Source organism: Actinomadura vinacea (assembly GCF_039532545.1).
Lineage (GTDB): Bacteria > Actinomycetota > Actinomycetes > Streptosporangiales > Streptosporangiaceae > Spirillospora > Spirillospora vinacea.
Map to the genome: position 1 here is coordinate 418754 of NZ_BAAARW010000005.1, position 21619 is coordinate 440372.

The window sequence follows — 21619 nt, forward strand, 5'->3', positions numbered from 1 at the left end:
AAGCGGCCGCGGTCAGGCCGCGTGGACGGTGGTTCCCGTGTCCGCGTCGCGATGAAGGGGCGTTGCCCGCCCGGAACACCGGTGTGGGATTCGCCGTCGCTCTCGTAGGGGGCAGCGGCCCGTCACGGGGCCGCGCAGCTCGATCGGCTCGCGTTCGGTCACCCGGACGGGGGCGAAGGACAGCGCGACGCCGAGGACCAGCGGCACCGCACCCGCCAGCGCGACCAACCCGATCCCGTGGACGAACTCGCTCAGCACCATCAGTATGCCGAGCAGGGTGAGCGGAGTCCTGGTCCTTATCAGCTTCGAGAACATGCGGTCTTCCTCCAAGGGCGGGGGGCGTTCAGCGGCGGGCCGCGGCGAGCACGGTGAGGAGGGGCACCACCCGTTCGCCCGGCACGGCGTACTGGCCGCGCGCGGTGGTGCGCAGCCAGCCGGCCGCGACCAGCTGGCGCAGGTGGTGGTAGAGCTGCCCGGTGGTGCCGAGCCGCTCGTGCGCGGCGAGCTCGGCGGTGGTGCGGGCGCCGCACAGGATCTCCCTGAGCAGCAGCAGCCGGACCGGGTGGGCCAGGGCGGAGAGCGTGTCGGCGGCCTGCGACCAGTCGTCGGCGAGCAGGCCGGCCGCCGGGCGGGCCTGCTGCCACTCGTAGTGCTCGCCGGCGGGCAGCGTCACCGACCCTGTGAACAGCACGGCGTCGTCGAGGCGCTCCTTCAAGGCGGTCAAGGCCCAGAACGCGTCCGGGGCGGCCTCTTCGGCCCCGGACGGGCCGGGGCCCCTTTCGATGCTCTTCTCAGCGCCCTCTTCCAGGCCCTCTTCCAGACGCGCCACGCGCTCTTCGAGCCGGGCGAGCCGTTCCGCGAGCGACTCGCTCGCCGCGTCGCCGTTCACCGTCATGACTTCATAATTACGTAGAAACGTAATTCCATCAAGACGGCGGCGGGTGCCGCGGGACTCAGTCGCCGGTCATGGCGCGCCATCGCCGGTCGGCGGCGGGCCGCCAGGCGTCGTGGCGCTCGTGGAAGAGGGCGAAGGCCCTGGCGCCGGTCCAGCCCTCGGGGAGCAGCTCGACCGGCAGCCCGGGGTCGAGGAAGGGGAAACGGCGCCATTCCTGGACGAGCCGGGTGTGCGCGGCGAACGTCTCGGCGTCGTCCGAGGGCCGCAGCGCGCCGACCGCGTCGAGGAAGTCCTCGTAGGCGGGCTCGATCTCGTCCAGGTTCCACGCCTGGCGGGCGACGCGGCGCGCCTCGGTCAGATCGCCGAGGCGGCCGACGAAGAGGGTGGAGGTCTCCGCGACGCCGATCTCCTCCAGCATGTCGCGGACGTCGCCTTCCCGCTCGGGATGCGGGGTGACCCACACGCCGGGGGCGAGGTTGCCCAGGCCGTTCCAGGCCAGCCGCGTGCGCAGCAGGTGGCGCAGCTTGCGGTTGGTCTCCGGGACGCCGGCCAGGACCAGCAGCCAGCGGGCGTCCCAGTCCTCCATGGGCCGGCCGAAGCCGTAGATCCGCTCGGTGCCGTCGGTGAGGAGGCGGCGGCCGGACGGGGTGAGGTGCCACCGGGTGCGGCGGCCGTGCCGCTCGCCGGCGAGCCAGCCCTCGGTGGCGCTGCGGGCCAGCGCCTGCCGGACGGCCTTCTCCTCCACGCCGAGCAGCCCGAGCGCCTCCAGGAACGCGGCCGTCCACACCGGCTGCCCGGCGGGCAGTGCGAACTCGCCCAGGACGGTCAGCAGCAGCGACCGGGCGCTGGCCGCGCCGAGTTCCCTCCGGCGCCGGAACTCCGGCTCCGCGGGCGCGTACGCCTCCGCCGCCGCGCCGCGAGCGGCCTCCGTGGTCGCGCTCATGTCACCCCTCTGCTCGCCGCCGTCGTAAACACTCTACAGAGTCTTGACGTTGAGAGCTGTATTTGTGGAGCATGGAGTTCGCAACCGGCGGGAGGACGACCTCATGACCAGCCTCGGGACCGAGCGGCCCACGACCGACCAGCCCACCGGCGCCGATCCGCCGGCCGGGCCCCGGGTCGAGTTCCGGGTCGAACCGTCGCGCTACCGCCACTGGCGGATCGGTGTCGACGGCCAGGTCGCCACGCTGACCATGGACGTCGACGAGGACGGCGGCCTGGTCCCCGGCTACGAGCTGAAGCTGAACTCCTACGACCTGGGCGTGGACATCGAGCTGTACGACGCCGTCCAGCGGCTGCGGTTCGAGCACCCCGGGGTCCGCACCGTGGTGATCACCAGCGGCAAGGAGAAGGTCTTCTGCGCCGGGGCGAACATCAGGATGCTCGCGGCGGCGCCGCACTCCTGGAAGGTGAACTTCTGCAAGTTCACCAACGAGACCCGCAACGGCATCGAGGACGCCACCGCCAACTCCGGCCAGACCTACCTGGCGGCCGTCAACGGCACCGCGTCGGGCGGCGGGTACGAGCTGGCGCTGGCGTGCGAGCACATCATGCTGGTCGACGACCGCTCCTCGACGGTGTCGCTGCCGGAGCTGCCGCTGCTGGGCGTGCTCCCGGGCACCGGCGGGCTCACCCGGGTCGTCGACAAGCGGCACGTCCGCCGCGACCTGGCCGACCACTTCGCCACCAAGGCCGAGGGCGTCGGCGGCGGGAAGGCGGTGGCCTGGCGGCTGGTGGACGAGGTCGTCTCCCGCACGGCGTGGCGGGAGAAGGTCGCCGCGCGCGCGGCCGAGCTGGCCGGGCGGTCGTCCCGTCCCGCGGGCGCGACCGGCATCGCGCTGACACCGCTGGCCAAGACCCGCACCGACACGGAGATCGCCTACCGGTACGTGTCGGCCGAGCTGGACCGTGACGCCCGCGCCGTCCGCATCACGGTCAAGGGCCCCGACACCGACGCGCCCGCGGACGCCGCCGCGATCCACGCCCAGGGCGCCGGCTTCTGGACCCTCGCCCTCGCCCGCGAGCTGGACGATCTCATCCTCGACCTGCGCACCAACGAGCTCGACCTGGGCAGCTGGGTGTTCCGCACCGCCGGGGACGTTCGGCAGGTGCTGGCCCACGACCGGCTGCTCCTGGACAACGCCGGCCAGGACTGGCTGGCCAACGAGATCCTGCACTACCTCAAGCGCACGCTGAAGCGACTCGACGTCACCAGCCGCAGCCTGATCGCGCTGATCGAGCCGGGAAGCTGCTTCGCCGGATCGCTGCTGGAGGTCGCGCTGGCCGCCGACCGCACGTTCCACCTGGCCGGGGTGTTCGAGGACGTCGACCCCGGCGCCGCGCCCGCCGCCGTCACCGTGGACGCGATGAACCTGGGCCCGCTGCCGATGGGCAACGGCCTCACCCGCCTGGCCACCCGCTTCGCGGGCGACGAGGCGGCGCACGCCGCCGTCCGCGAGGCCGCCGGCGAACCGCTGGAGGCCGCGGCCGCCGAGCGGCTCGGCCTGGTCACCTTCGCGCCCGACGACATCGACTGGGACGACGAGGTCCGGATCGCGATCGAGGAGCGGGCCGGCTTCAGCCCCGACGCGCTGACCGGGCTGGAGGCCAATGTCCGGTTCGCCGGCCCGGAGACGCTGGAGACCAAGATCTTCGGCCGGCTGGCCGCCTGGCAGAACTGGATCTTCAACCGTCCCAACGCCTCCGGCCCCGACGGCGCGCTGCGCCGCTACGGCACCGGCCGGCGCGCCGACTTCGACCGAAAGCGAGTCTGAGATGACCGCCTCCGCCGACTACGGCGAGAAGATTCCCAATAACGTCGACCTGCACGAGGACCGCCGGCTCCAGCGCGCGCTGGAGTCGTGGCAGCCCAACTTCCTCTCCTGGTGGGAGTCCATGGGCCCCACCCTGCCCACCCAGGACGTCTACCTTCGCACCGCCGTCGACGTCGGCCGCGAAGGCTGGGCGCACTTCGGGCACGTGGCCATGCGCGACTACCGCTGGGGCATCTTCCTGTCCGAGCGCGATCCCGACCGCCGCATCGGCTTCGGCGCCCACAAGGGCGAGCCCGCCTGGCAGAAGGTGCCCGGCGAGTACCGCGCCGACCTGCGGCGGCTCATCGTCATCCAGGGCGACACCGAGCCCGCCAGTGTCGAGCAGCAGCGCAACCTGGGCGCCACCGCGCCGAGCCTGTACGACCTGCGCAACCTGTTCCAGGTGAACGTCGAGGAGGGCCGTCACCTCTGGGCGATGGTCTACCTGCTGCACGCCCACTTCGGGCGCGAGGGCCGCGAGGAGGCCGAGGAGCTGCTGCACCGCAACTCCGGCAGCGAGGAGTCGCCGCGCATCCTCGGCGCGTTCAACGAGGAGACGCCCGACTGGCTGTCGTTCTTCATGTTCACCTACTTCACCGACCGGGACGGCAAGTACCAGCTCGGCACGCTGAAGGAGTCCGGCTTCGACCCGCTGAGCCGCACCTGCGAGTTCATGCTCAAGGAGGAGGCCCACCACATGATGGTGGGGACGACGGGCATCGACCGGGTCGTCGAGCGGACCGTCCAGTTGATGCTGGAGCACGACACCGACGACATCGCCCCGTACGGGGGCATCCCGCTCGGGGTCGTGCAGAAGTACCTCAACTTCCACTACTCGGTGTCGCTCGACCTGTTCGGCGGCGAGACCTCCAGCAACGTCGCCAACTATTACACCGCCGGGCTGAAGGGGCGCTGGATGGAGGGCCGGCGCAAGGACGACCACCGCCTCACCGACGACGCGGTCATGGTGGACGCCCTGGTCGACGGGACGATCGGGCAGACCGAGGTGGCCGCCCTGGTCGGGCTCAACACCGACCTGCGCCGCGAGTACGTCGCCGACTGCCAGAGCGGCGTGAACCGGTGGAACCGGATCCTGGCCGACGCCGGGCTGCCCCAGCGGCTCAAGCTGCCCAGCGTCGCGTTCAACCGCCAGGTCGGCGCGTTCGCCGGGATCGAGGCCACGCCCGACGGGGAGCCGCTCACGGCGGAAGAGTGGGCGGCGCAGAAGGGCGCCTGGCTGCCCGACGACGTCGACAAGGCGCACGTGCGGTCGCTGATGCGGCCCGTCCACGAACGCGGCAGGATCGCGAGCTGGATCGCCCCGCCCCGCAACGGCATCAACGGCCGCCCGTTCGACTACGACTACGTGCACCTGGCCTGAGGCCGCCGGGGCTCAGGTGCTCGCGACGTCGGGTGCCGCGACCCTGCCGGGCCTGTCACCGGCGGGACGCGCGTCGTCCGCGGAGCGCAGGGCCTCGGCGCACGTGGCGAACACGCGCGCCGCCCGTGGATGGCCGGTCGTGTACGCGGCCCTCGCCAGGTCGTCGGCGTGCAGGGCCGCGGTCGGCCGGTCCAGCTCTCGCGGGCTGGCCTGGAGCAGCTCCAGCGCGTCCGGATGCCCGGCGGCCGCGGCGACCGTGAGCAGGGAGATCGCGTCCTCGTCCCGGCCGGGCGCGGCGGCTATCAGCACCGCCGCCTGGTAGACAGCGTGCGGATCGCGGGCCTGGACGCGGCGGACGAGCGCGCTGCCGACGGGGCCGTGCGCCGCGAGCACATCGTGCTGGACGGCGGTCAGCAGGATCGGCCCGGTGAGCCCGCCGCCCTGGGGGACGGGCCCGTCCGCCGTGCCGTACCCGTCCGGCTCGGGCGAGGGCGGCGGGGCGTCGGGGAACACGAGGCGGGCCGGCGCGGCCCCGGTACGCGACGACGCAGCGGACGGGCCGCGTGGCCCGGCCGGACGGCGCCGCTGCGCCAGCCCGAGCCGTTCGGCCTCCTCCTCGGCCTCGCGGAGCATCTCCTGCCAGCGGGGCAGCGCGTCACGGCCCGGATCGTCGGCGATGATGCCCTGCTCGTGCGCGATCCGGTAGCAGGACAGCACGAAGGTGGCCACGAACCCGTGGTCGGGGAGGCCCTTGCGGTGCCCGTTGAGCGTCTCGCTGAGCGCGGTCTTGGAGAGCGGCGGCAGGCTCGCCACGCCGCCGGGGACCGGGTAGGTCTGCTCCAGCCGGGCCGAGGTCTTGACGATCAGCGAGTACGCGGGGGAGCCGCAGGCCTGGTGAAGCGCCAGCAGGTCGCGCAGAAACCGGTCGCGCACCGGGTGGTGCGGGTACTTCTTTCTGGCCATGGCGTTCCATCGTCGTCGCCGGGTAACGGCCCTCTCGAAGGGGGAACGGATGCCGTTCGAGGACCTTCCTTCAGAGCGGTCCCAGCATCCCACGCGTCCCGCGGCGGTTATGCGTCATCTGCCACTCTCGCCGTAACTTTCACAGATCCCGGGCGAGGTCGCGCAGGATCGTGCGGCTGGCCTCGGGCGGTGCCGCCCGAACGGCCAGGAGGTCGAGGGCCTGCCGGTAGAAGGAGACCTCGTCGGCGCCGTCGACGTAGCGGGCGGAGGCGAGCTGCTCGAGGAAGACGATGTCGCCCAGCTGGCCCTGGCGCATGTCGAGGAGCACGATCGGGCCTCCGGCGGCGGGCCCGGCGGCGCGGAACGGCAGCACCTGAACGGTGACGTTCGGCAGTTCGGACATGTCGATCAAGTGCTGCAACTGGCGGAAGAGCGTGGCGCGTCCCCCGATGGGGCGGCGCAGCACCGACTCGTCGATGATCGCCCACAGCCGGAGCGGAGGCCTCTGCCGGAGGACCCGCTGCCGCAGCAACCGCACCTCCAGCCGCCGTTCCAGGGACCGGGCCGGCTCGCCGCCGTGCCCGAGACGGATCGCCGCGGCGGCGTACTCGGGCGTCTGCAGCAGACCCGGCACCCGCTGCACCTCGAACCCGCGGACGCACCCGGCCGCCTGCTCCAGGCCGACCAGCCGCTCGAACCAGGACGGGATCACATCGGCGTAGGCCGCCCACCAGCCGGGGCTGTTGGCCTGCCGGGCCAGCTGCAGCAGCGTCACCCGCTCGGCCTGGTCGGTGACGCCGTAGCGGTCGCACAGGCCGATGACCTCGCGCAGCCGGCAGCCCGTCCCACCGCGTTCCAGCTCGGCGATCTCGGCGGCACCCACCTGGATGGCCGCGCCCGCCTGCAAGGGCGTCAGCCCGCTGGTCTCCCGCAGCCGCCGCAACCGCGCCCCGAGCAGCATCCGGTGCAGCGCGGGCCCCGGATCGCCGGCCGCCGGCAGATGATCGCCCGGGTGTTCGTCAGTGAGAGCGCCCATGTCCCCTTCTACGCGCGCGACCGCCCACGGCCCCGACCGACGGCCGACCGGGGAGTCATGCACGGTGTCACGCTACACGCACGGTGTCACGCTACCCGTCTCGCGTGGACCCCGCCCACCCGTGTGTCCAGGTGAGCCTCGGGAGGGGCGGGTCGCCCCGCCCCTCCCGAGGAGCGGACGACCCGTCAGATGGCCTTGGCGAGTCCCTCCCACCGCACGGTCCAGGCGCCGTCGGGGAAGCCTGGAGCGTTCCGATCCGGGGCGCCGTCCCAGCCCGCGCACATCAGCGCGACCGCGTACAGCAGCCCGCCCGCGCCCGGGAAGTACGGCGACGGCACGCCCTCCCTCCCGCTCGCCGGGAGGCCCTCGGCGGTGAAGCCGAACCTCGGGTGCAGCAGGAAGTCGACGGCCCGGGCCGGGTCGCCCAGGCGCGCGGCGTTCATCGCCAGCACCGGAAAGTCCCAGCTGTAGAGGTCGTCGACCGGCCAGCTCTCGTACACCTGCCGCGCCGTCGCCCGCATCGTCGGGACGTCCACACCGTCGCCCGGCAGCATCGCGAGCGGGGCGATCGGGTCCGGATGGTCGGTGGCGTGCGCGGTCCACATGTCCCGGACGCCCTCGTACAGCACGTACTTGCCGTCCTGGACGGGCAGCGGGGCCAGGCCTGCCAGCACCTCGTCCCAGCGGCGGTCGCGGCCCAGGCCGAGCCGCCTGCGCCACGCCGCCGCCGTCCGCAGCCCGAAACGCCAGTACGACAGCTCCAGCACAGGGTTCTCGGTGACCTTCGGATCGCTCTGCTCGTTCGCGGGGACCACCGGCGGGCCGAGCACGTACCGCCCCGTCGCCTCCTCGCGGAAGGCGAACGAGGCGAGGAAGTCGGCCGTGGCGAAGACGACGTCGCGCCACTTGTGGAGCGTGGCCCGGGTCGGGGCGGGCCCGGTACTCCAGCTCGGCGAAGAAGATCGGATGCGGCATCTGCCAGAGCAGCAGCGCGTTCTGCAGACCCGGCGAGTCCCGACCCTCGGGCGAGGTCATCTTGGTCCACCGGGCGCCGCGGAAACCCTGCCGCCGCGCCCGCTCCAGCGCCGACGGCAGCTGGTCGCGGTACACGCCCAGGCTGCGGTCCAGCAGCGGCCAGCGTTTCCACAGCGCGTGGTGGGCGCTGTGCCACACGATCATCTCCATGTGGAACTTGCCGAACCAGCCGTTGTTGACCAGGCCGGACTCCTGCGGCGGATGCTGACCGCTCTCGTTGACCGCCATCGAGAACTGGCTGTGCACGATGCGGCGTTCCAGTTCCCTCCAGCGCGGGTCGCGGCTGCCGGACAGGTCGACCGCGCCGCCGGACCGCCAGAACTCCGGCCACCACCCGGCGGCCGCGCGGGCGACGGACGCGGCGGGCGGCGCGCCCGTCCGGGCCCCGTCGCCGCGCGGGTCGTCGGGGTAGAACAGGCAGGTCAGCTCGATCCGCCGGCCACGGGCGCCGGTGAGGGTGCGGCGGTGACCGCCGCCGTTCCGCTTCAGCTTCCCGGCCGCCGCGTTCCAGGTCAGCGCGACGTGATAGGCGGTGTCGTCCATGCGGTGCGTGATCCGGGCCCGTGCCGCGCCCTGGGGACGCAGTTCGGTGCTGTGCGCGTCCGGACGGTCCCAGAACCCGACGAACGGCGCCGAGAACTTCCCCTGCCCCTCCGCCGTCGCGTACGGGAAGTCCACGTACACGGTGAGCCGCCCCGTCTCCACCAGCGGGGAGTCGACCCGGACCGCGATCGCGTCCAGCGTCGGATGGCAGGCGGTCTCCACCGTCACCGGCGCGCCGTCGAAGGTGAACCGGCTGGTGAGGATGCCGGTCCACAGGTCGAGGCGCTGGTGGCGGCCGGTCAGGTCGGCCTCGGTGGCCTCCCGTCCGCCGGAGGTCCGCAGCGACAGGCCGATGCGTCCCAGGTTGATCCGGTGCGGGTTGCCGCGCAGCCAGTTGTAGAGGTCGGGGTGCCCGGCCTCGTCCGTCCAGTACCGGATGGGACGGCCGTAGGTGTCCCAGGCCGTGCCCTGGTAGTCCTCCAGCTTCTGCCCTTCGGGCAAGGGGTCCTCGTGCCAGCCCCATTGGGACATGGTCGCGAACGGCAGGAACGTCTGCAGGCCTGTGATGTCGGCTCCGAAGGCGATGTTGCCGTTGCCGACCTGGAGGGGGAGTCCGGGGTCGCTGGCGGTGCGCTCGATGGCGTGCCGGGCCACGACCTTCTCGCGGTCGATCCGTTCATGGCCGGGGCGTCCGGCCGGGGCGGTCTCGTCGGCGTGCGCGGCGGGGGAGGCGAGCAGGGAGGCGGCGGTGGTGCCGCCGGCTCCCTTCAACACCGTTCTGCGCTTGAGCAAGCAGGTCTCCTGGGGTGCGGGGTGGGGACGGAACCTTGTTCAGTTGTTGTCCTGCGGGACGCCGTTGATGAGCACGTTGGTCAGCCGCAGCCCCTGGACGTGCTCCAGCAGCATGGGCGTCTCGACGTCGTCGAACGTGGCGTCGGTGATGGTGACGTTCGTGATCGGGGAGCGCTCGTACCCGCGCAGGTACAGCGCGTACTTCCCGCCGTTGCTGGTCAGGTCCTCGACGTGGACGTCGCGCACGGTGGGGGTGAAGGCGCCGGCGTCGCCCTCCTCGTAGAAGAAGTTGATCCAGATGACCTCCTGGCCGACCTCCAGGACGGTGTTGCGGCGGAAGTACACCTGCTCCACCACGCCGCCGCGCACCGAGTTGGTCTTGATGCGCAGCGCCCGGTCGAGGTTGGGGCTGTTCATCACGTTGTCCTCGGCGAACACGTTGCGCACCGACCCCGACATCTCGCTGCCGATGACGACGCCGCCGTGCCCGTCCCGCATCGTGTTGCCGTCCACGACGATGTTCTCGCTGGGCACGTTGACGCGGCGGCCGTCGTTGTTGCGGCCGGACTTGATGGCGATGCAGTCGTCGCCGTTGTCGAAGTCGGAGTCGCGGATGACCACGTCCCTGCTGGACTCGGGGTTCACGCCGTCGTTGTTGGGGCCGTGGCTGTCGAGGGTGACCCGGTCGACGAGCACGTTCCGGGACAGCACCGGGTGCACCATCCACATCGGGGACCCGACGATCCGCACGCCCTGGACGAGGATGTTCTCGCTCTCGTAGAACTGCACGAAGTTGGGCCGGAGGTAGTGGCCCCCGCCGAACCGGCGCTGCTTCACCGGCACCCCGCTCTCGCCCATCCGGAACAGCTCGGCGCGATCGGCGGCCTGCGTGGCGCCGGCCCAGTTCCACCAGTGGTCCGCGTCGCCCTGGCCGTCCAGCGTCCCGCTGCCGGTGATCGCCACGTTGCGCGCCTTCCGCGCGTACACGAACGGCGAGTAGTTGTAGAGCTCCACGCCCTCCCAGCGGGTGAACACCGCGGGCAGGTAGTCGGCCGGGTCCTGGCTGAACTTCACGACCGAGCCCTCGGCCAGGTGCAGGTCGATGTTGCTGCGCAGGTGGATCGCGCCGGTGCGGAAGGTGCCGGCGGGCACCACGACCCGTCCGCCGCCCCGTCCGGCGGCGGTATTGATCGCCTTCCGGAACGCGGCGGTGCTCTCCCGCGCGCCGGTCGGGTCGGCGCCGAAGTCGGTGATGGTGAACGTGCGGCGGGGGATCTGCGGCGGCCGGACGCGTTGCCGGATCCGGTCCGCGAGCTTCCAGCCCTGTGCCGGTTCCGCGGTGCGGCCGGTGGCGGCGGGGGGCCTGTCCTGCGCGCCGGCCTCCCGGGCCGCGGCGGGGACGGACACCGCCGTGACCGCGGTGAGCAGCACCGCCGTGACGGAGGTCAGGATTCTGCGCATGGCGTTCTCCTCGGGGGCGGGAACAGCAGGAAACCGGTTTCTAGGCAGCTGGCGAGGAACTCTCGCATGCGGGACGGGGGATCGATAGGGTGGCTGAGAAACCGCTTTCTACTCTCGGAGAGAGAGTCAAACCCACGCTCATGGACACGTCAAGGCCCGGCCGCCCCGGAGCCCCCGTCACCATCGGGAGGGTCGCCGAGGCGGCGGGCGTCTCCCGCGCCACCGTCTCCCGCGTCATGAACGGCCTGGCCAGCGTCGACCCCGAGCTGGCCGGCCGGGTGCGGGAGGCCGCCGCGCGCCTGGGCTACGAGCCGAGCACCGTGGCCCGGAGCCTGGCGCTGGGCCGCACCGGCATGGTCGCCATCGTCGTGCCCGACCTGGAGAACCCCATGTTCCAGCGGGTCCTGCACGGCCTCACCGACGCGGCGGGCGAGCGGGGGCACCGGCTGCTGGTCGCCGGCTCCAACGAGGACGTCCGTGAGGAGGTCGTCCTGGCCGCGGAGGCCCGGCGCCGCTGCGACGGGCTGGTGCTGTGCGCCCCGCGGATGGGCACCGGGCAGCTGGCCGGGATGGCCGCCAAGCTCGCCCCGTTCGTGCTGGTCAACCGGGAGGTGCCGGGGATCGGCGCGCCCTCGCTCCTGGTCGACCACGCCGCCGGGATCCGCGACATCGTCGCCCATCTGCTCGCCCTCGGCCACCAGCGGCTGGCCTACCTGGCGGGCCCGCCGACCAGCGCGTCCAACCGGGACCGCCTGGACGCCCTGCGCGGCTACCCGGCCGGCCGGTTCGAGCTGGTCGAGCTGGAGTGCGGAGCGACCTTCGCCGACGGGCACGCGGTCGCCGACCAGGTGCTGCGGGAACGCGCCACGGCCATCGTCGCCTACAACGACCTGGTGGCCTTCGGGGCACTGGGCCGCCTGCACGAGCTGGGCGTCGAGGTGCCCGGACAGGTGTCGGTGGTCGGGTTCGACGACATCCCGTTCGCCCGCTACACCACCCCGCCGCTGACGACGGCCTCGGTGCCGCAGGTCGAGCTGGGGCACCAGGCGTGGCACCGGCTCTGGGCCCTGCTCGAGCGCCGCACACCGGAACCGGACGTGCGGTTCACGCCCCGGCTCGAGGTGCGCGGCAGCACCGGCCCGGCCCCCGGAGCGCTCCGCTACATGTGACGGGCGCCCGCGCCGGTGAGGTAGGCGACGACCATCTCGCCGACCATCTCCCGGTGCCGGTCGCGGTGCTCGGGCGCGGCCGGGTCGCGGCCGAACAGGGCGCCGAAGGTATGCCGGTTGGAGATCCGGAAGAAGCACAACGAGCTGATCATCATGTGCACGTCGACCGCGTCCGCGCTCGTGGTGAAGTCGCCGCGGGCGCGCCCGGCGTCCAGGATCTGGGAGATGAGCCCGGTCACCGGCGTGCCGAGGTTGGTCAGCGCCTCCGACTTGCGCAGATGCTCGGCCCGGTGGATGTTCTCGATGCTGACCAGCTTGATGAAGTCCTGGTGGGCGTCATGGTGGTCGAAGGTCAGCTCGGCCAGCGTGCGGATCGCCTCCACCGGCGCCAGATGCCGCACGTCGATGGCCGACTCGGCCGTCCTGACCTCGGTGTAGGCCTTCTCCAGGACGGCGATGTACAGCTTCTCCTTGTTGCCGAAGTAGTAGTAGATCATCCGCTTGGTGGTGCGCATGAGCGCGGCCATGTCGTCCACCCGGGCCCCGGCGTACCCGTGCCGCGCGAACTCGCGCTGGGCGACCTCGAGGATCTCCGCGCGGGTGCGTCCGGCGTCGCGGCGGCGTTCGCCGGACTCGGGGGTGACGGGCTGCGTCGACATGAGGCTCCACGGGGACGGGTTGCGCCTCATCCTAGGCGCGGCAGCGGCCGCGAGTGCTGGGCGGCCAGCCGGATCGGCGCGTTGACCGCGCCGTAACCGCGGTAGCCGCCAAACCGCTGGACGATCTCCACGAACACCCGGCCCATGGTGAGGGTGTAGAAGTGCAGGAACTCGCCGTGCTCGTCGCGGTCGTAGAGCAGGCCCAGTTCGCGCAGCGTCCGATGGCGCTCCGCGCCGAGGTCGTGGCGGGCCTCCAGGTCGTCGTAGTAGTTGTCCGGGATGGGGAGCGGGTCGGTCCCGGCGGTGCGCAGGCGGCCGATGGTGGCGGCGATGTCCCGGCTGGCCAGCGCGACATGCTGCCAGGCCACGTCGGGTGCGTGGTCGTGGGCGCCGACGTAGGCGACGTTCAGGGCCACCCGCATGCGGCCGTCCTCGGTGGAGAACGCCCGGCTGCGCAGCAGGCCGTAGGGGTCGGGCAGTTCCAGGCTCTCGTGCGGGCGCAGCCCGAGGACGGCGCGGTAGAACAGCGACGCCTCGTCGAAGTGGTGCCAGGGCTGGGTGAGCGCGACGTGGTCGATGTGCGTGATCTCCCCCGGCGGCTCGGCCGGGTCGCGGCGGTTCCGGTCGAAGTCGCCGGTCCAGCTGGGATGGTCGGGGTGGGCGGTCCGGCAGAAGAACAGTTCGGTGCCGTCGGGCGCGGCGACGGCGTCCAGCGGGGCATCGCCCGGGGCGCGCACCCTGGGCAGTACGGGGGATAGGAGCGCCTCCGCGCGCTTGACCGAGGCGGCCGGGTCGGGCGACTCCAGCCCGATCGCGCCGAGCGCCGGGCCGTCCCCGCTCTCCGCGCTCCCGGTGTTGAGCAGGACACGGGCCTCGCCCTGCTCCCACAACTCGACCGGTTTGCTCGCGTGCGTGCCTGTACGGGTGAAGCCGAGCGCGGTCAGCAGTCCGCCCAGCGGCCGCGCCCCGGGCGCGGCGAGTTCGGTGAAGGCGAACCCCGTCGGCACCACGGGCGCGGGCGGCAGGGTGAGCGCCGCGCGTGCGGGCGCCTCTTCGGGGACGTCGCCGAGACGCTCGGCGGTCTGCTCCTCCAGGTGGATCAGGGAGCGCATGGCGTCGCGCGCGGTGCGCATCGCGGCGGCCTGCCGGAAGATGTCGTTGAACACCTCCAGCGACAGCGGCCCGTCGTACCCGGTCCGCAGGACGTGCGCGACCAGCCCGGCCACGTCGAAGTCGCCCTGGCCGGGGAAGCAGCGGTAGTGCCGGCTCCAGTGCAGGACGTCCATCGGGAGCCGGGGCGCGTCGGCGAGCTGGAGGAAGAAGATCTTCTCGGCGGGGATGGCCTCGATCGCGTACGGGTCGGCGTCCCGGGACAGGATGTGGAAGCTGTCCAGGCAGACGCCCAGGTTCGGATGGTCGGCCATCCGCACGATCCGCCAGGCGTGCAGGTGGTCGTCGACGTGCCGGCCCCAGGCGAGGGCCTCGTAGGCGATCTCGACACCGTGCTGGGCGGCCCGCTCGGCCAGCAGCCGCAGCTGCTCGGCGGCCAGCGCGTCGTCGTCGATCGCGGCGGGGGAGACGTTCGAGCAGACCAGCAGCCGCGTGGCGCCCAGCCGCTCCATCACCGCGAACCGGTGCTCGGCGCGGCGCAGGGCGCGTGCGAGCGGCGCGGGCGGCACCGCCTCGAAGTCGCGGAACGGCTGGTAGAGGTCGATGGCCAGCCCGAGGTCGGCGGCCCGGGCGCGGACCTCCTCGGGGCTCATCGGGGCAGCGACCAGATCGTTCTCGAAGATCTCCACGCCGTCGAACCCGGCCGCGCCGATCGCGGTCAGCTTGTCGGCGAGGGGGCCGCTGAGCGACACCGTGGCGATGGATCTGCGCATCTTTCCGTACGCCTCCACTCATGGACGACATCAGTGGACTAACCAGTACGTTAGCGCCAGGGTCTAGGAACGTACTAGTTCGTCCATTACAGTTGTGCTCCACGTCACAGGCCTCCGTCTCACAGGAAGGGATGCGATGCGACCCTGCCGGTACGGCCTCATCGGCGCGGGCATCGGGGCGTCCCTGTCGCCCGCCCTGCACGAGGCCGAGGGCGCCCACCACGGCCTCGACCTGTCGTACGAGCTGATCGACGTCGAGCGACCGGGAACGCCCGCCGGGCTCGGCCGGCTGCTGCGCGAGGCCGCGGCGGCGGGCTTCGCGGGAGTCAACGTCACACATCCGTTCAAGCAGCAGGTGATCGCCGAGCTGGACCGGCTGTCCCCGCAGGCCGCGGCCGTCGGGGCCGTGAACACGGTCGTCTTCGACGGCGGCCGCGGGACCGGGCACAACACCGACGTGTTCGGCTTCGCCGAGTCGTTCCGGCGCGGCCTTCCGGAGGCCGCGACCGGGCACGTCGTGCAGCTCGGCGCCGGCGGCGCCGGGGCGGCCTGCGCGTACGCCCAGCTCACCTCGGGCACGGAACGGCTGACGGTCGCCGACCCCGATCCGCGCCGCCGGGACGACCTGGTGCGGACCTTCGCCCGCTCGTTCGGCCCCGGCCGGATCGGCGGCGTCGCCCGGGACGGCCTGGAGGAGGCGCTGCGCTCGGCCGACGGTGTGGTCAACGCCAGCCCGGTCGGCATGCGGGCCCATCCCGGCACGCCGCTGCCCGTCGAGCTGCTGCACCCCCGCCTGTGGCTCGTCGATGTCGTCTACATGCCCCTGAACACCCCGCTGCTGGAGGCCGCGCGCGCCCGCGGCCTGCGCGCCCTCGGCGGCGCGGCGATGTGCCTGTACCAGGCGGCCGAGGCGTTCGAGCTGTTCACCGGCCGGACGCCCGACACCGGCCGGATGTACCGCCACCTGCGGCGGCTGCTCGACGAGCGGCGGCCGGCCCACCCCTGACACCCACCCCTGACGCGTCCCCCGGAGAGTCAGCATGAGCCAGCACACCGAGGTCCCCGGCGCGGAGTCCGCGGCCGTCCGGGACCTGCCCGAACCGATGCCGCTGCGCCGCATGGTCGGCCCGGGCATCGTGGCGGTCGGCATCGGCATGGCCGCCGGCGAGATCATCCTCTGGCCGTACCTCACCTCGATCGGCGGGCTCGGGCTGCTCTGGCTGGCCCTGGCCACGCTGGTCGTCCAGCTCGTCATCAACATGGAGATCGAGCGCTACACGCTGGCCACCGGGCAGACCGTCGTGGCCGGGTTCTCCCGCTGGTGGAAGGGCTGGGGCATCCTGATCTGCCTGGCCGGCGCGTTCCAGTACGTCTGGCCCGGCTGGGCCACCAGCGGCTCGACCGTGTTCACCTACCTGGCGGGCGGCGGCGACCCGGTCTGGATCTCGGTGGCGGTCCTGGTCGTCATCGGCGCCCTGCTCACCTTCCCCAAGGTCATCTACCGGACGGTGGAGCGGGTCGAGGCGGTCAAGGTGGCGCTCACCCTGTTCTTCCTCGCCGTCGCGGCCGTCTTCGTGATCTCCGTGGCCACCTGGGGCGAGGGCGCGGAGAAGACGGTGACCGGGTTCGGGCGGATCCCGGACGGCATCACCTTCACCATGATCCTGAGCGCGCTGGGCGCGGCCGGCGCCGGCGGCGTGCACAACCTGGTGCTCAGCAACTGGATCAGGGACAAGCGCTACGGCATGGGCGCGCATGTGCCCCGCCTGGTCTCCCCGATCACCGGCCGGGAGGAGGCCGCGGGCGGCGACCGCTACGCCTTCCCGGAGGACGAGGCGAACCTGGCGCGCTGGCGGGTCTGGTGGAGGCGCGCCAACATCGAGCACCTCACCACGTTCGTCCTGGTCTGCATGGTCACGATCGGCGTGATGAGCCTGCTGGCGTACGAGACCCTGTTCGGCAGGGACGACCTGGAGTCCGACCCCTCCTTCCTGCGGATCGAGGGCGAGGTGCTGGCCGCCGAGGTCGGGGAGTGGCTCAAGCTCCTGTTCTTCGCGATCGCCGCGGTGTCGCTCTGGGCGGCGGCGATGGGGCTGCTGGACGTCATCGGCCGGGTGGCGTCGGACTTCCTGCGGCGCTACTACCTGATGGGCTCCGCCCGCTGGACCGAGGCGCGGATCTACCTGGCCGTGGTCTGGGCCGAGATCGTGCTGGGCTCGATCATCCTGCTGGCCGGCTTCGACCAGCCGATCGCGCTGCTGCTGGTGTCCACCTGCGCCGCGTCGGTCGTCACGCTGCTCTACTCGGTCCTGCTGGTCCGGCTGAACCTGCGCGACCTGCCCGGATCGGTCCGCATCCGCGGCGTCCGGCTGGCCGGGATGCTCGTCGCCATCGGGTTCTACGGGTTCTTCGCCATCGCGATGGTGGTCACCCAGATCCGGGATCTCTGACTCCGCGGCCCCGCCGGGCGGGCCGGCTCACGGCCGGCGCGGCGGCGGCGCTCGAATTGGACCGCCCGTCGATAAAGTGGCTGCTGTTGAAATCTGTCCAATCTGCTGGAAGGATTTGGCCCCCAGGAACCGGGGGAGCTTTTGTAATGCCGTGCGCTCTGGAGGGTACGCCTCTCAATGGATCTGTCGCTCCTCGCGCATATTGTTCCGCTGGTCCTCGCCGTGCTTCCCGGGTTGCATTATGACCGGTGGCGGCGCGGCGACTTGGCCCGGATACGGCGCTCGACGGTTACCGCGCAGTACGCCCGGGTGGTCATTTCCAGCACCCTTGTCACCGCTGCGACACTGACCGTTCTTGAACTGTTGCGGCAACTGGGCCCGGGGTCGTTGCTCAGCCTGGGCCAGGTGACCGGGGACGGCGCCCTGCCGGTGGCCTCGCCCGGCGTCATGACCTGGTCGGTGGCCTGCTTCCTCATGATCTCCCTGACGCTGGCGTCGCTGGCGGCCGCCGTCCTGCTGCGGCTGGAGGACGGCTCCGGCCCCTGGCGCCGCGCCCGTCCGCCCGACGGCCGGGACCGGTGGCGCCGGCTGGAGCTCGGCGATCTCGACGTCGAGTTGGAGGTCAAGCTGAGCGGCGGGGACACCTATCGCGGCCTGTACGGGAACCGCGCGGTCGACCGGGAGCAGGGGGTGCATTACATCACGCTGAACGGCCCCATCTTCGAGGTCGACGGGCACGGGAAGCCGCTGCCCTTGGACGCGCTGCACTGGGACCACATGGTGGTGCCGACGCGTTCCATCACCAGCGTCCTGATCCGGCCCGCCGACCGGCCGGAGATGCCCACCCGGCCGAGCGTCACGACACCCGTTCCCGGAGACATGCGGCCACGTCACTCGATGCCGCGGGTGACCTTCACCGGGCAGGCCAGAGCGGGTGTGCGGCGCTTTTACGAGAATCGTTTCGATCCCCGGCTCCTGGCGAAGCTCCTGGCCACCCAGATCGTTTCCATCGGCCTTGTGGGATTGCTCACGGAAATGGTCGCCTAGCCGGGCCGATAGCGCGCCGGTTCACGGTCTGCCGGAGAGGTGGTCGCGGACGCGGTCGACCAGGCCGGAGCCGGAGTCCGGCCTGCCGTCCGCGGCGGGCCTCCGGGACGGGCGGGCGGACGGTGAAGGACGCGGTCCGGCGGGCATGCCGGTGCCCACCGACCGGACCAGCCTGCCGAGTTCGGCCAGTTCCCCGGGGCCGGCGTGGCGGGCGAGCCGGGGGAGGAGGGAGGACTCCTCGTCCTGCACGTGCTCGAGGACGTCGCGGACCAGGGCCGTGACGAGCCGGTCGAAGTCGGGGTCGCGGGCGTCGGTCCGCCCGATCCTGCCGAGCAGCTTCTCCACCTCCGCGTGGTCGCCGATCTCGCGGTCGGCGAGGCTCTCGCCGTCCGGGACGAGCCTGCGGGCGGCCGGGTACAGGTACCGTTCCTCGGCCACCGAGTGGCGGACCAGCGCGACGGTCACCGCGTCGGCCCGGCGGCGCTTCTCGCCCGCCGTGGCCGCCAGCTGGAGGTCGTCGAACATGTCCTGGAGCTCGCGGTGGTCTTGGGTGAGGACACTGATGACGTCTTCCCCGTGCGGACGCATGTGATGTTCCCCCTCACGTGCCCCATGGCCCCCCGTGTCCATGGTCGATACCGCCCTACCCGGCCCCCTGGAACGAAACGGTCCGCGCGGTGGCCGGACGGGTTCCGGGACGATGCCCGTTAAAAGTGTCGATTGTCGGGCATAGGGGTTGTTCGGGACATATAGCGGAGGGGGGACGAAATGAACGCGGCATTCCCCGGAGCGCGTGAACGGAGCCCCGGATGCTCATGACCGATCCTGGTGCCGACCGGCAGCGGTGGCGTTTCGAACGGGACGCGGTCCCCTACCTCGACCAGCTGTACGCCGCCGCGCTGCGGATGACCCGCAACCCCGCGGACGCCGAGGACCTCGTCCAGGACGCCTACGCCAAGGCGTTCGCCTCATTCCACCGGTTCGAGGAGGGCACCAACTTGAGGGCCTGGCTGTACCGCATCCTGACCAACACCTTCATCAACGAGTACCGCAAGAAGCAGCGGCGGCCCGCCCAGTCGACGGCCGAGACGATCGAGGACTGGCAGCTCGCCGAGGTGGCCTCGCACACGCCCGCCGGGCTGAAGTCGGCGGAGACGGCCGCGCTTGAGCGCCTCCCGGACACGGAGGTGAAACGGGCCCTGGGCACCCTTCCGGAGGAGTTCCAGCTGCCGATCTACCTCGCCGACGTGGAGGGGTTCGCCTACAAGGAGATCGCGAACATCCTGGGCATCCCGATCGGGACGGTCATGTCGCGGTTGCACCGGGGCCGCCACCGGATGCGCGAGCAGCTGGAGGACTACGCACGCGAGCGCGGTTTCGCCGCCTCCGCCCCGTCCTGAGAGGCGGCACCCACGGCGGACGCCGGCTCGATCACCCTGGTGGCCGAGCCGGCGCCCTCGGTTTTCCGGGTGGCGCGGCGGGTAGGGACGGGCGATGCGGCGTCCCAGGATCGTGATCGTCGGAGCGGGGTTCGCCGGCTTCCACGCCGCCCGCACGCTGTCGCGGCTCGCCCGGGGCCGGGCGGAGATCGTCGTGATCAACCCGACCGACCACCTCCTGTACGTGCCGCTGCTCCCGGAGGTCGCCGGCGGCCTGCTCGACCCGCGCCGGGTCACCGTGCCGCTGGCCGCCGCGCTGCCCGGGGTGCGGCTGCTGCTCGGCGAGGCCGAGCACATCGACGTGGACGGCCGCCGGGTCCGCTACATGGACCCCGAGGGCGTGCGCGGCGAGACCGGCTACGACCGGCTGGTGCTGGCGGTGGGCAGCGTCAACAAGCTGCTGCCGATCCCGGGCGCGGCCGAGCACGCGCACGGGTTCCGCGGCGTCCCCGAGGCGCTCTACCTGCGCGACCACGTGATCCGGCAGATCGAGCTGGCCGACGCCGCCGACGATCCGGCCGAGCGGGCGGCGCGCTGCACGTTCGTGGTCGTCGGGGCCGGATACACCGGTACCGAGGTCGCCGCGCACGGCGTGCTGCTCACCGACGCCCTGACGCGCGACCGCCCGGGGCTGGACCGCCGTCCGCGCTGGCTGCTGCTGGACGTGGCCCGGCGGGTGCTGCCCGAGCTCGACGAGCGCATGTCGCGCACGGCGGAGCGGGTACTGCGCCGCCGCGGCGTCGACGTGCGGACCGGCACCTCCATCGAGGAGGCGGCCTCCGACGGCGTCCGGCTCACCGACGGCCGGTTCGTCCCCACCCGTTCGATCATCTGGTGCGTGGGGGTGCGCCCCGATCCGCTGGTGGACGGTCTCGGCCTGGAGACCGCCAGGGGCAGGCTGATCGTGGAGGAGGACCTGACCGTCCCGGGCCATCCCGAGATCTACGCGTGTGGGGACGCCGCCGCCGTGCCCGACGCGACAGGGCCGCCGGGCGCGGTCACCCCCATGACGGCGCAGCACGCCGTGCGGCAGGGCGACCGGGCCGCGCGCAACATCGCCGCGTCCTACGGGCAGGGCGTGCGCCGCCCCTACAGGCACCGCGACCTGGGCTTCGTCGTCGACCTCGGCGGCGCGCAGGCCGCGGCGAACCCGCTGCGGATCCCGCTGTCGGGAGTGCCGGCCAAGGTCGTCACCCGCGGCTACCACCTGCTGTCGCTGCCGGGCAACCGGACCCGCATCGCCGCCGACTGGCTCCTGAACGCCGTGCTGGGCCGGCAGGCCGTCCAGCTCGGGCTGGTCCGCTCCCCGCTGGTGCCGCTGGACACCGACGCGCCCGAACTCCCGCTCATCCACCACTGACCGCGCGGACGCCGCTAGATCCGACCTGGCGGGGACCCGGCGGGATCTCGCGCCTTCAGGGTGAGGGCCGGCTCCGATGGGCGGAGCCGGCGGGAGACCTGGAGGTGCGCGATGCGCCGTACCGCGCGTGCGGGCGCCGGCGGGCCGGACCGGGACGCCCCGGTGCGCCTCGCGGTGATCATCGGCAGCACCCGGGAGGGCCGGTCCGGCGAGGCCGTCGCGCGCTGGTTCGCCGACCTCGCACGCGGGCGCGGCGACCTGGACGTCGACGTCGTCGACCTGGCCGACTTCGAACTCCCGGACCGCTACCTGTGCGCGGTCACCCCCGACGTGGCCGCGTTCACCGGACGGGTGGAACGGGCCGAAGCGTTCGCAGTCGTCACCCCCGAGTACAACCACAGCTTCCCGGCCTCGCTCAAGCAGGCGATCGACTACGCCTACGACGAGTGGCGGGCCAAGCCCGTCGGGTTCGTCGCCTACGGGCACGGCTCCGAGGGGCTGTACGCGGTCGAGCACCTGCGGACGGTCTTCACCGAGCTGCACATGGCGACGGTGCGCGCCCGCGTGACCTTCGACCTGCTCGCCGGCGCCCCCGGGCCGCCGCCTGGCGGCGGCGGCCCGGCCCGGGACGCGGAGGCCATGCTCGACCAGCTCGCCTGGTGGGGCCTGGCCCTGCGCGAGGCCCGCGCGGCA

21 protein-coding genes are annotated in these 21619 nt (G+C 72.6%); 11 read left to right on the forward strand and 10 right to left on the reverse strand.

The window, feature by feature from the left end; all coding sequences use genetic code 11:
- Positions 1–12 precede the first annotated feature (12 nt).
- The 3 genes from ABD340_RS08545 to ABD340_RS08555 are packed head-to-tail and all read right to left on the reverse strand — an operon-like array spanning position 13 to position 1838.
- Entirely contained in the window at positions 13–315 is a 303-nt protein-coding gene (locus tag ABD340_RS08545) for a hypothetical protein (RefSeq protein ID WP_344588059.1), read from the reverse strand.
- A 28-nt stretch (positions 316–343) separates the two neighbouring features.
- Positions 344–895 (reverse strand): ArsR/SmtB family transcription factor, encoded by a 552-nt coding sequence (locus ABD340_RS08550; protein WP_344588060.1) that lies wholly within the window; start codon positions 893–895, stop codon positions 344–346.
- A 58-nt stretch (positions 896–953) separates the two neighbouring features.
- A complete protein-coding gene (locus tag ABD340_RS08555) occupies positions 954–1838 on the reverse strand; it encodes a PaaX family transcriptional regulator (protein ID WP_344588061.1) in 885 nt (294 codons plus the stop codon).
- 103 nt (positions 1839–1941) lie between these two features.
- Here ABD340_RS08555 and boxC point away from each other — a divergent pair, with 103 nt between their 5' ends.
- Positions 1942–3669 carry a 2,3-epoxybenzoyl-CoA dihydrolase gene (boxC, locus tag ABD340_RS08560; RefSeq protein WP_344588062.1) on the forward strand — a complete coding sequence of 576 codons (1728 nt, stop codon included), beginning with the start codon at positions 1942–1944 and terminating at the stop codon, positions 3667–3669.
- A 1-nt stretch (position 3670) separates the two neighbouring features.
- On the forward strand, positions 3671–5089 hold the full coding sequence (gene boxB, locus ABD340_RS08565) for a benzoyl-CoA 2,3-epoxidase subunit BoxB (RefSeq protein ID WP_344588063.1): 1419 nt from the start codon (positions 3671–3673) through the stop codon (positions 5087–5089).
- Positions 5090–5101: 12 nt separating this feature from the next.
- Here boxB and ABD340_RS08570 read toward each other — a convergent pair whose 3' ends face one another.
- The 3 genes from ABD340_RS08570 to ABD340_RS08580 form a co-directional block, all read right to left on the reverse strand.
- Entirely contained in the window at positions 5102–6052 is a 951-nt protein-coding gene (locus ABD340_RS08570) for a hypothetical protein (protein ID WP_344588064.1), read from the reverse strand.
- Positions 6053–6191: 139 nt separating this feature from the next.
- Positions 6192–7088, reverse strand: a complete 897-nt coding sequence (locus ABD340_RS08575; RefSeq protein ID WP_344588065.1) for a DUF5753 domain-containing protein — start codon at positions 7086–7088, stop codon at positions 6192–6194.
- A 185-nt stretch (positions 7089–7273) separates the two neighbouring features.
- Positions 7274–7918, reverse strand: coding sequence for a hypothetical protein (locus tag ABD340_RS08580; protein WP_344588066.1), 645 nt, complete (start codon positions 7916–7918; stop codon positions 7274–7276).
- A 422-nt stretch (positions 7919–8340) separates the two neighbouring features.
- Here ABD340_RS08580 and ABD340_RS08585 point away from each other — a divergent pair, with 422 nt between their 5' ends.
- Both ABD340_RS08585 and ABD340_RS08590 read left to right on the forward strand, forming a co-directional pair.
- Positions 8341–8535, forward strand: coding sequence for a hypothetical protein (locus tag ABD340_RS08585; protein ID WP_344588067.1), 195 nt, complete (start codon positions 8341–8343; stop codon positions 8533–8535).
- A gap of 129 nt (positions 8536–8664) precedes the next feature.
- Entirely contained in the window at positions 8665–9066 is a 402-nt protein-coding gene (locus ABD340_RS08590) for a hypothetical protein (RefSeq protein WP_344588068.1), read from the forward strand.
- A gap of 431 nt (positions 9067–9497) precedes the next feature.
- Here ABD340_RS08590 and ABD340_RS08595 read toward each other — a convergent pair whose 3' ends face one another.
- A complete protein-coding gene (locus ABD340_RS08595) occupies positions 9498–10919 on the reverse strand; it encodes a glycoside hydrolase family 28 protein (protein ID WP_344588069.1) in 1422 nt (473 codons plus the stop codon).
- 140 nt (positions 10920–11059) lie between these two features.
- On the opposite strand from ABD340_RS08595, the gene ABD340_RS08600 reads away from it, so the two are divergent.
- Positions 11060–12088 carry a LacI family DNA-binding transcriptional regulator gene (locus tag ABD340_RS08600; protein ID WP_344588070.1) on the forward strand — a complete coding sequence of 343 codons (1029 nt, stop codon included), beginning with the start codon at positions 11060–11062 and terminating at the stop codon, positions 12086–12088.
- Here ABD340_RS08600 and ABD340_RS08605 read toward each other — a convergent pair.
- Together ABD340_RS08605 and ABD340_RS08610 are read right to left on the reverse strand one after the other, a co-directional pair.
- Entirely contained in the window at positions 12079–12747 is a 669-nt protein-coding gene (locus tag ABD340_RS08605) for a TetR family transcriptional regulator (RefSeq protein WP_344588071.1), read from the reverse strand. The genes ABD340_RS08600 and ABD340_RS08605 overlap by 10 nt on opposite strands.
- 26 nt (positions 12748–12773) lie before the next feature.
- On the reverse strand, positions 12774–14630 hold the full coding sequence (locus ABD340_RS08610) for a bifunctional sugar phosphate isomerase/epimerase/4-hydroxyphenylpyruvate dioxygenase family protein (RefSeq protein ID WP_344588072.1): 1857 nt from the start codon (positions 14628–14630) through the stop codon (positions 12774–12776).
- Positions 14631–14766: 136 nt separating this feature from the next.
- Between ABD340_RS08610 and ABD340_RS08615 the strand changes: the two genes are divergently transcribed.
- From ABD340_RS08615 to ABD340_RS08625, 3 genes are all read left to right on the forward strand, one after another.
- Complete coding sequence (locus tag ABD340_RS08615; protein WP_344588073.1) at positions 14767–15636, forward strand: shikimate dehydrogenase; 870 nt, start codon at positions 14767–14769, stop codon at positions 15634–15636.
- A 34-nt stretch (positions 15637–15670) separates the two neighbouring features.
- On the forward strand, positions 15671–17080 hold the full coding sequence (locus ABD340_RS08620; protein WP_344588074.1) for an Nramp family divalent metal transporter: 1410 nt from the start codon (positions 15671–15673) through the stop codon (positions 17078–17080).
- A 177-nt stretch (positions 17081–17257) separates the two neighbouring features.
- Positions 17258–18127, forward strand: coding sequence for a DUF6338 family protein (locus ABD340_RS08625; protein WP_344588075.1), 870 nt, complete (start codon positions 17258–17260; stop codon positions 18125–18127).
- A 21-nt stretch (positions 18128–18148) separates the two neighbouring features.
- On the opposite strand, the gene ABD340_RS08630 is transcribed toward ABD340_RS08625, so the two are convergent.
- Positions 18149–18715: a hemerythrin domain-containing protein gene (locus ABD340_RS08630; protein WP_344588077.1), complete on the reverse strand. Its 567-nt coding sequence runs from the start codon at positions 18713–18715 to the stop codon at positions 18149–18151.
- Positions 18716–18942: 227 nt separating this feature from the next.
- Between ABD340_RS08630 and ABD340_RS08635 the strand changes: the two genes are divergently transcribed.
- From ABD340_RS08635 to ABD340_RS08645, 3 genes are all read left to right on the forward strand, one after another.
- Positions 18943–19527 carry a sigma-70 family RNA polymerase sigma factor gene (locus ABD340_RS08635; RefSeq protein ID WP_344588078.1) on the forward strand — a complete coding sequence of 195 codons (585 nt, stop codon included), beginning with the start codon at positions 18943–18945 and terminating at the stop codon, positions 19525–19527.
- A gap of 94 nt (positions 19528–19621) precedes the next feature.
- Positions 19622–20926 carry an NAD(P)/FAD-dependent oxidoreductase gene (locus ABD340_RS08640; RefSeq protein WP_344588079.1) on the forward strand — a complete coding sequence of 435 codons (1305 nt, stop codon included), beginning with the start codon at positions 19622–19624 and terminating at the stop codon, positions 20924–20926.
- Positions 20927–21037: 111 nt separating this feature from the next.
- Positions 21038–21619, forward strand: a 582-nt coding sequence (locus ABD340_RS08645) for an NADPH-dependent FMN reductase (RefSeq protein WP_344588080.1), incomplete at its 3' end; no start/stop codon positions are given.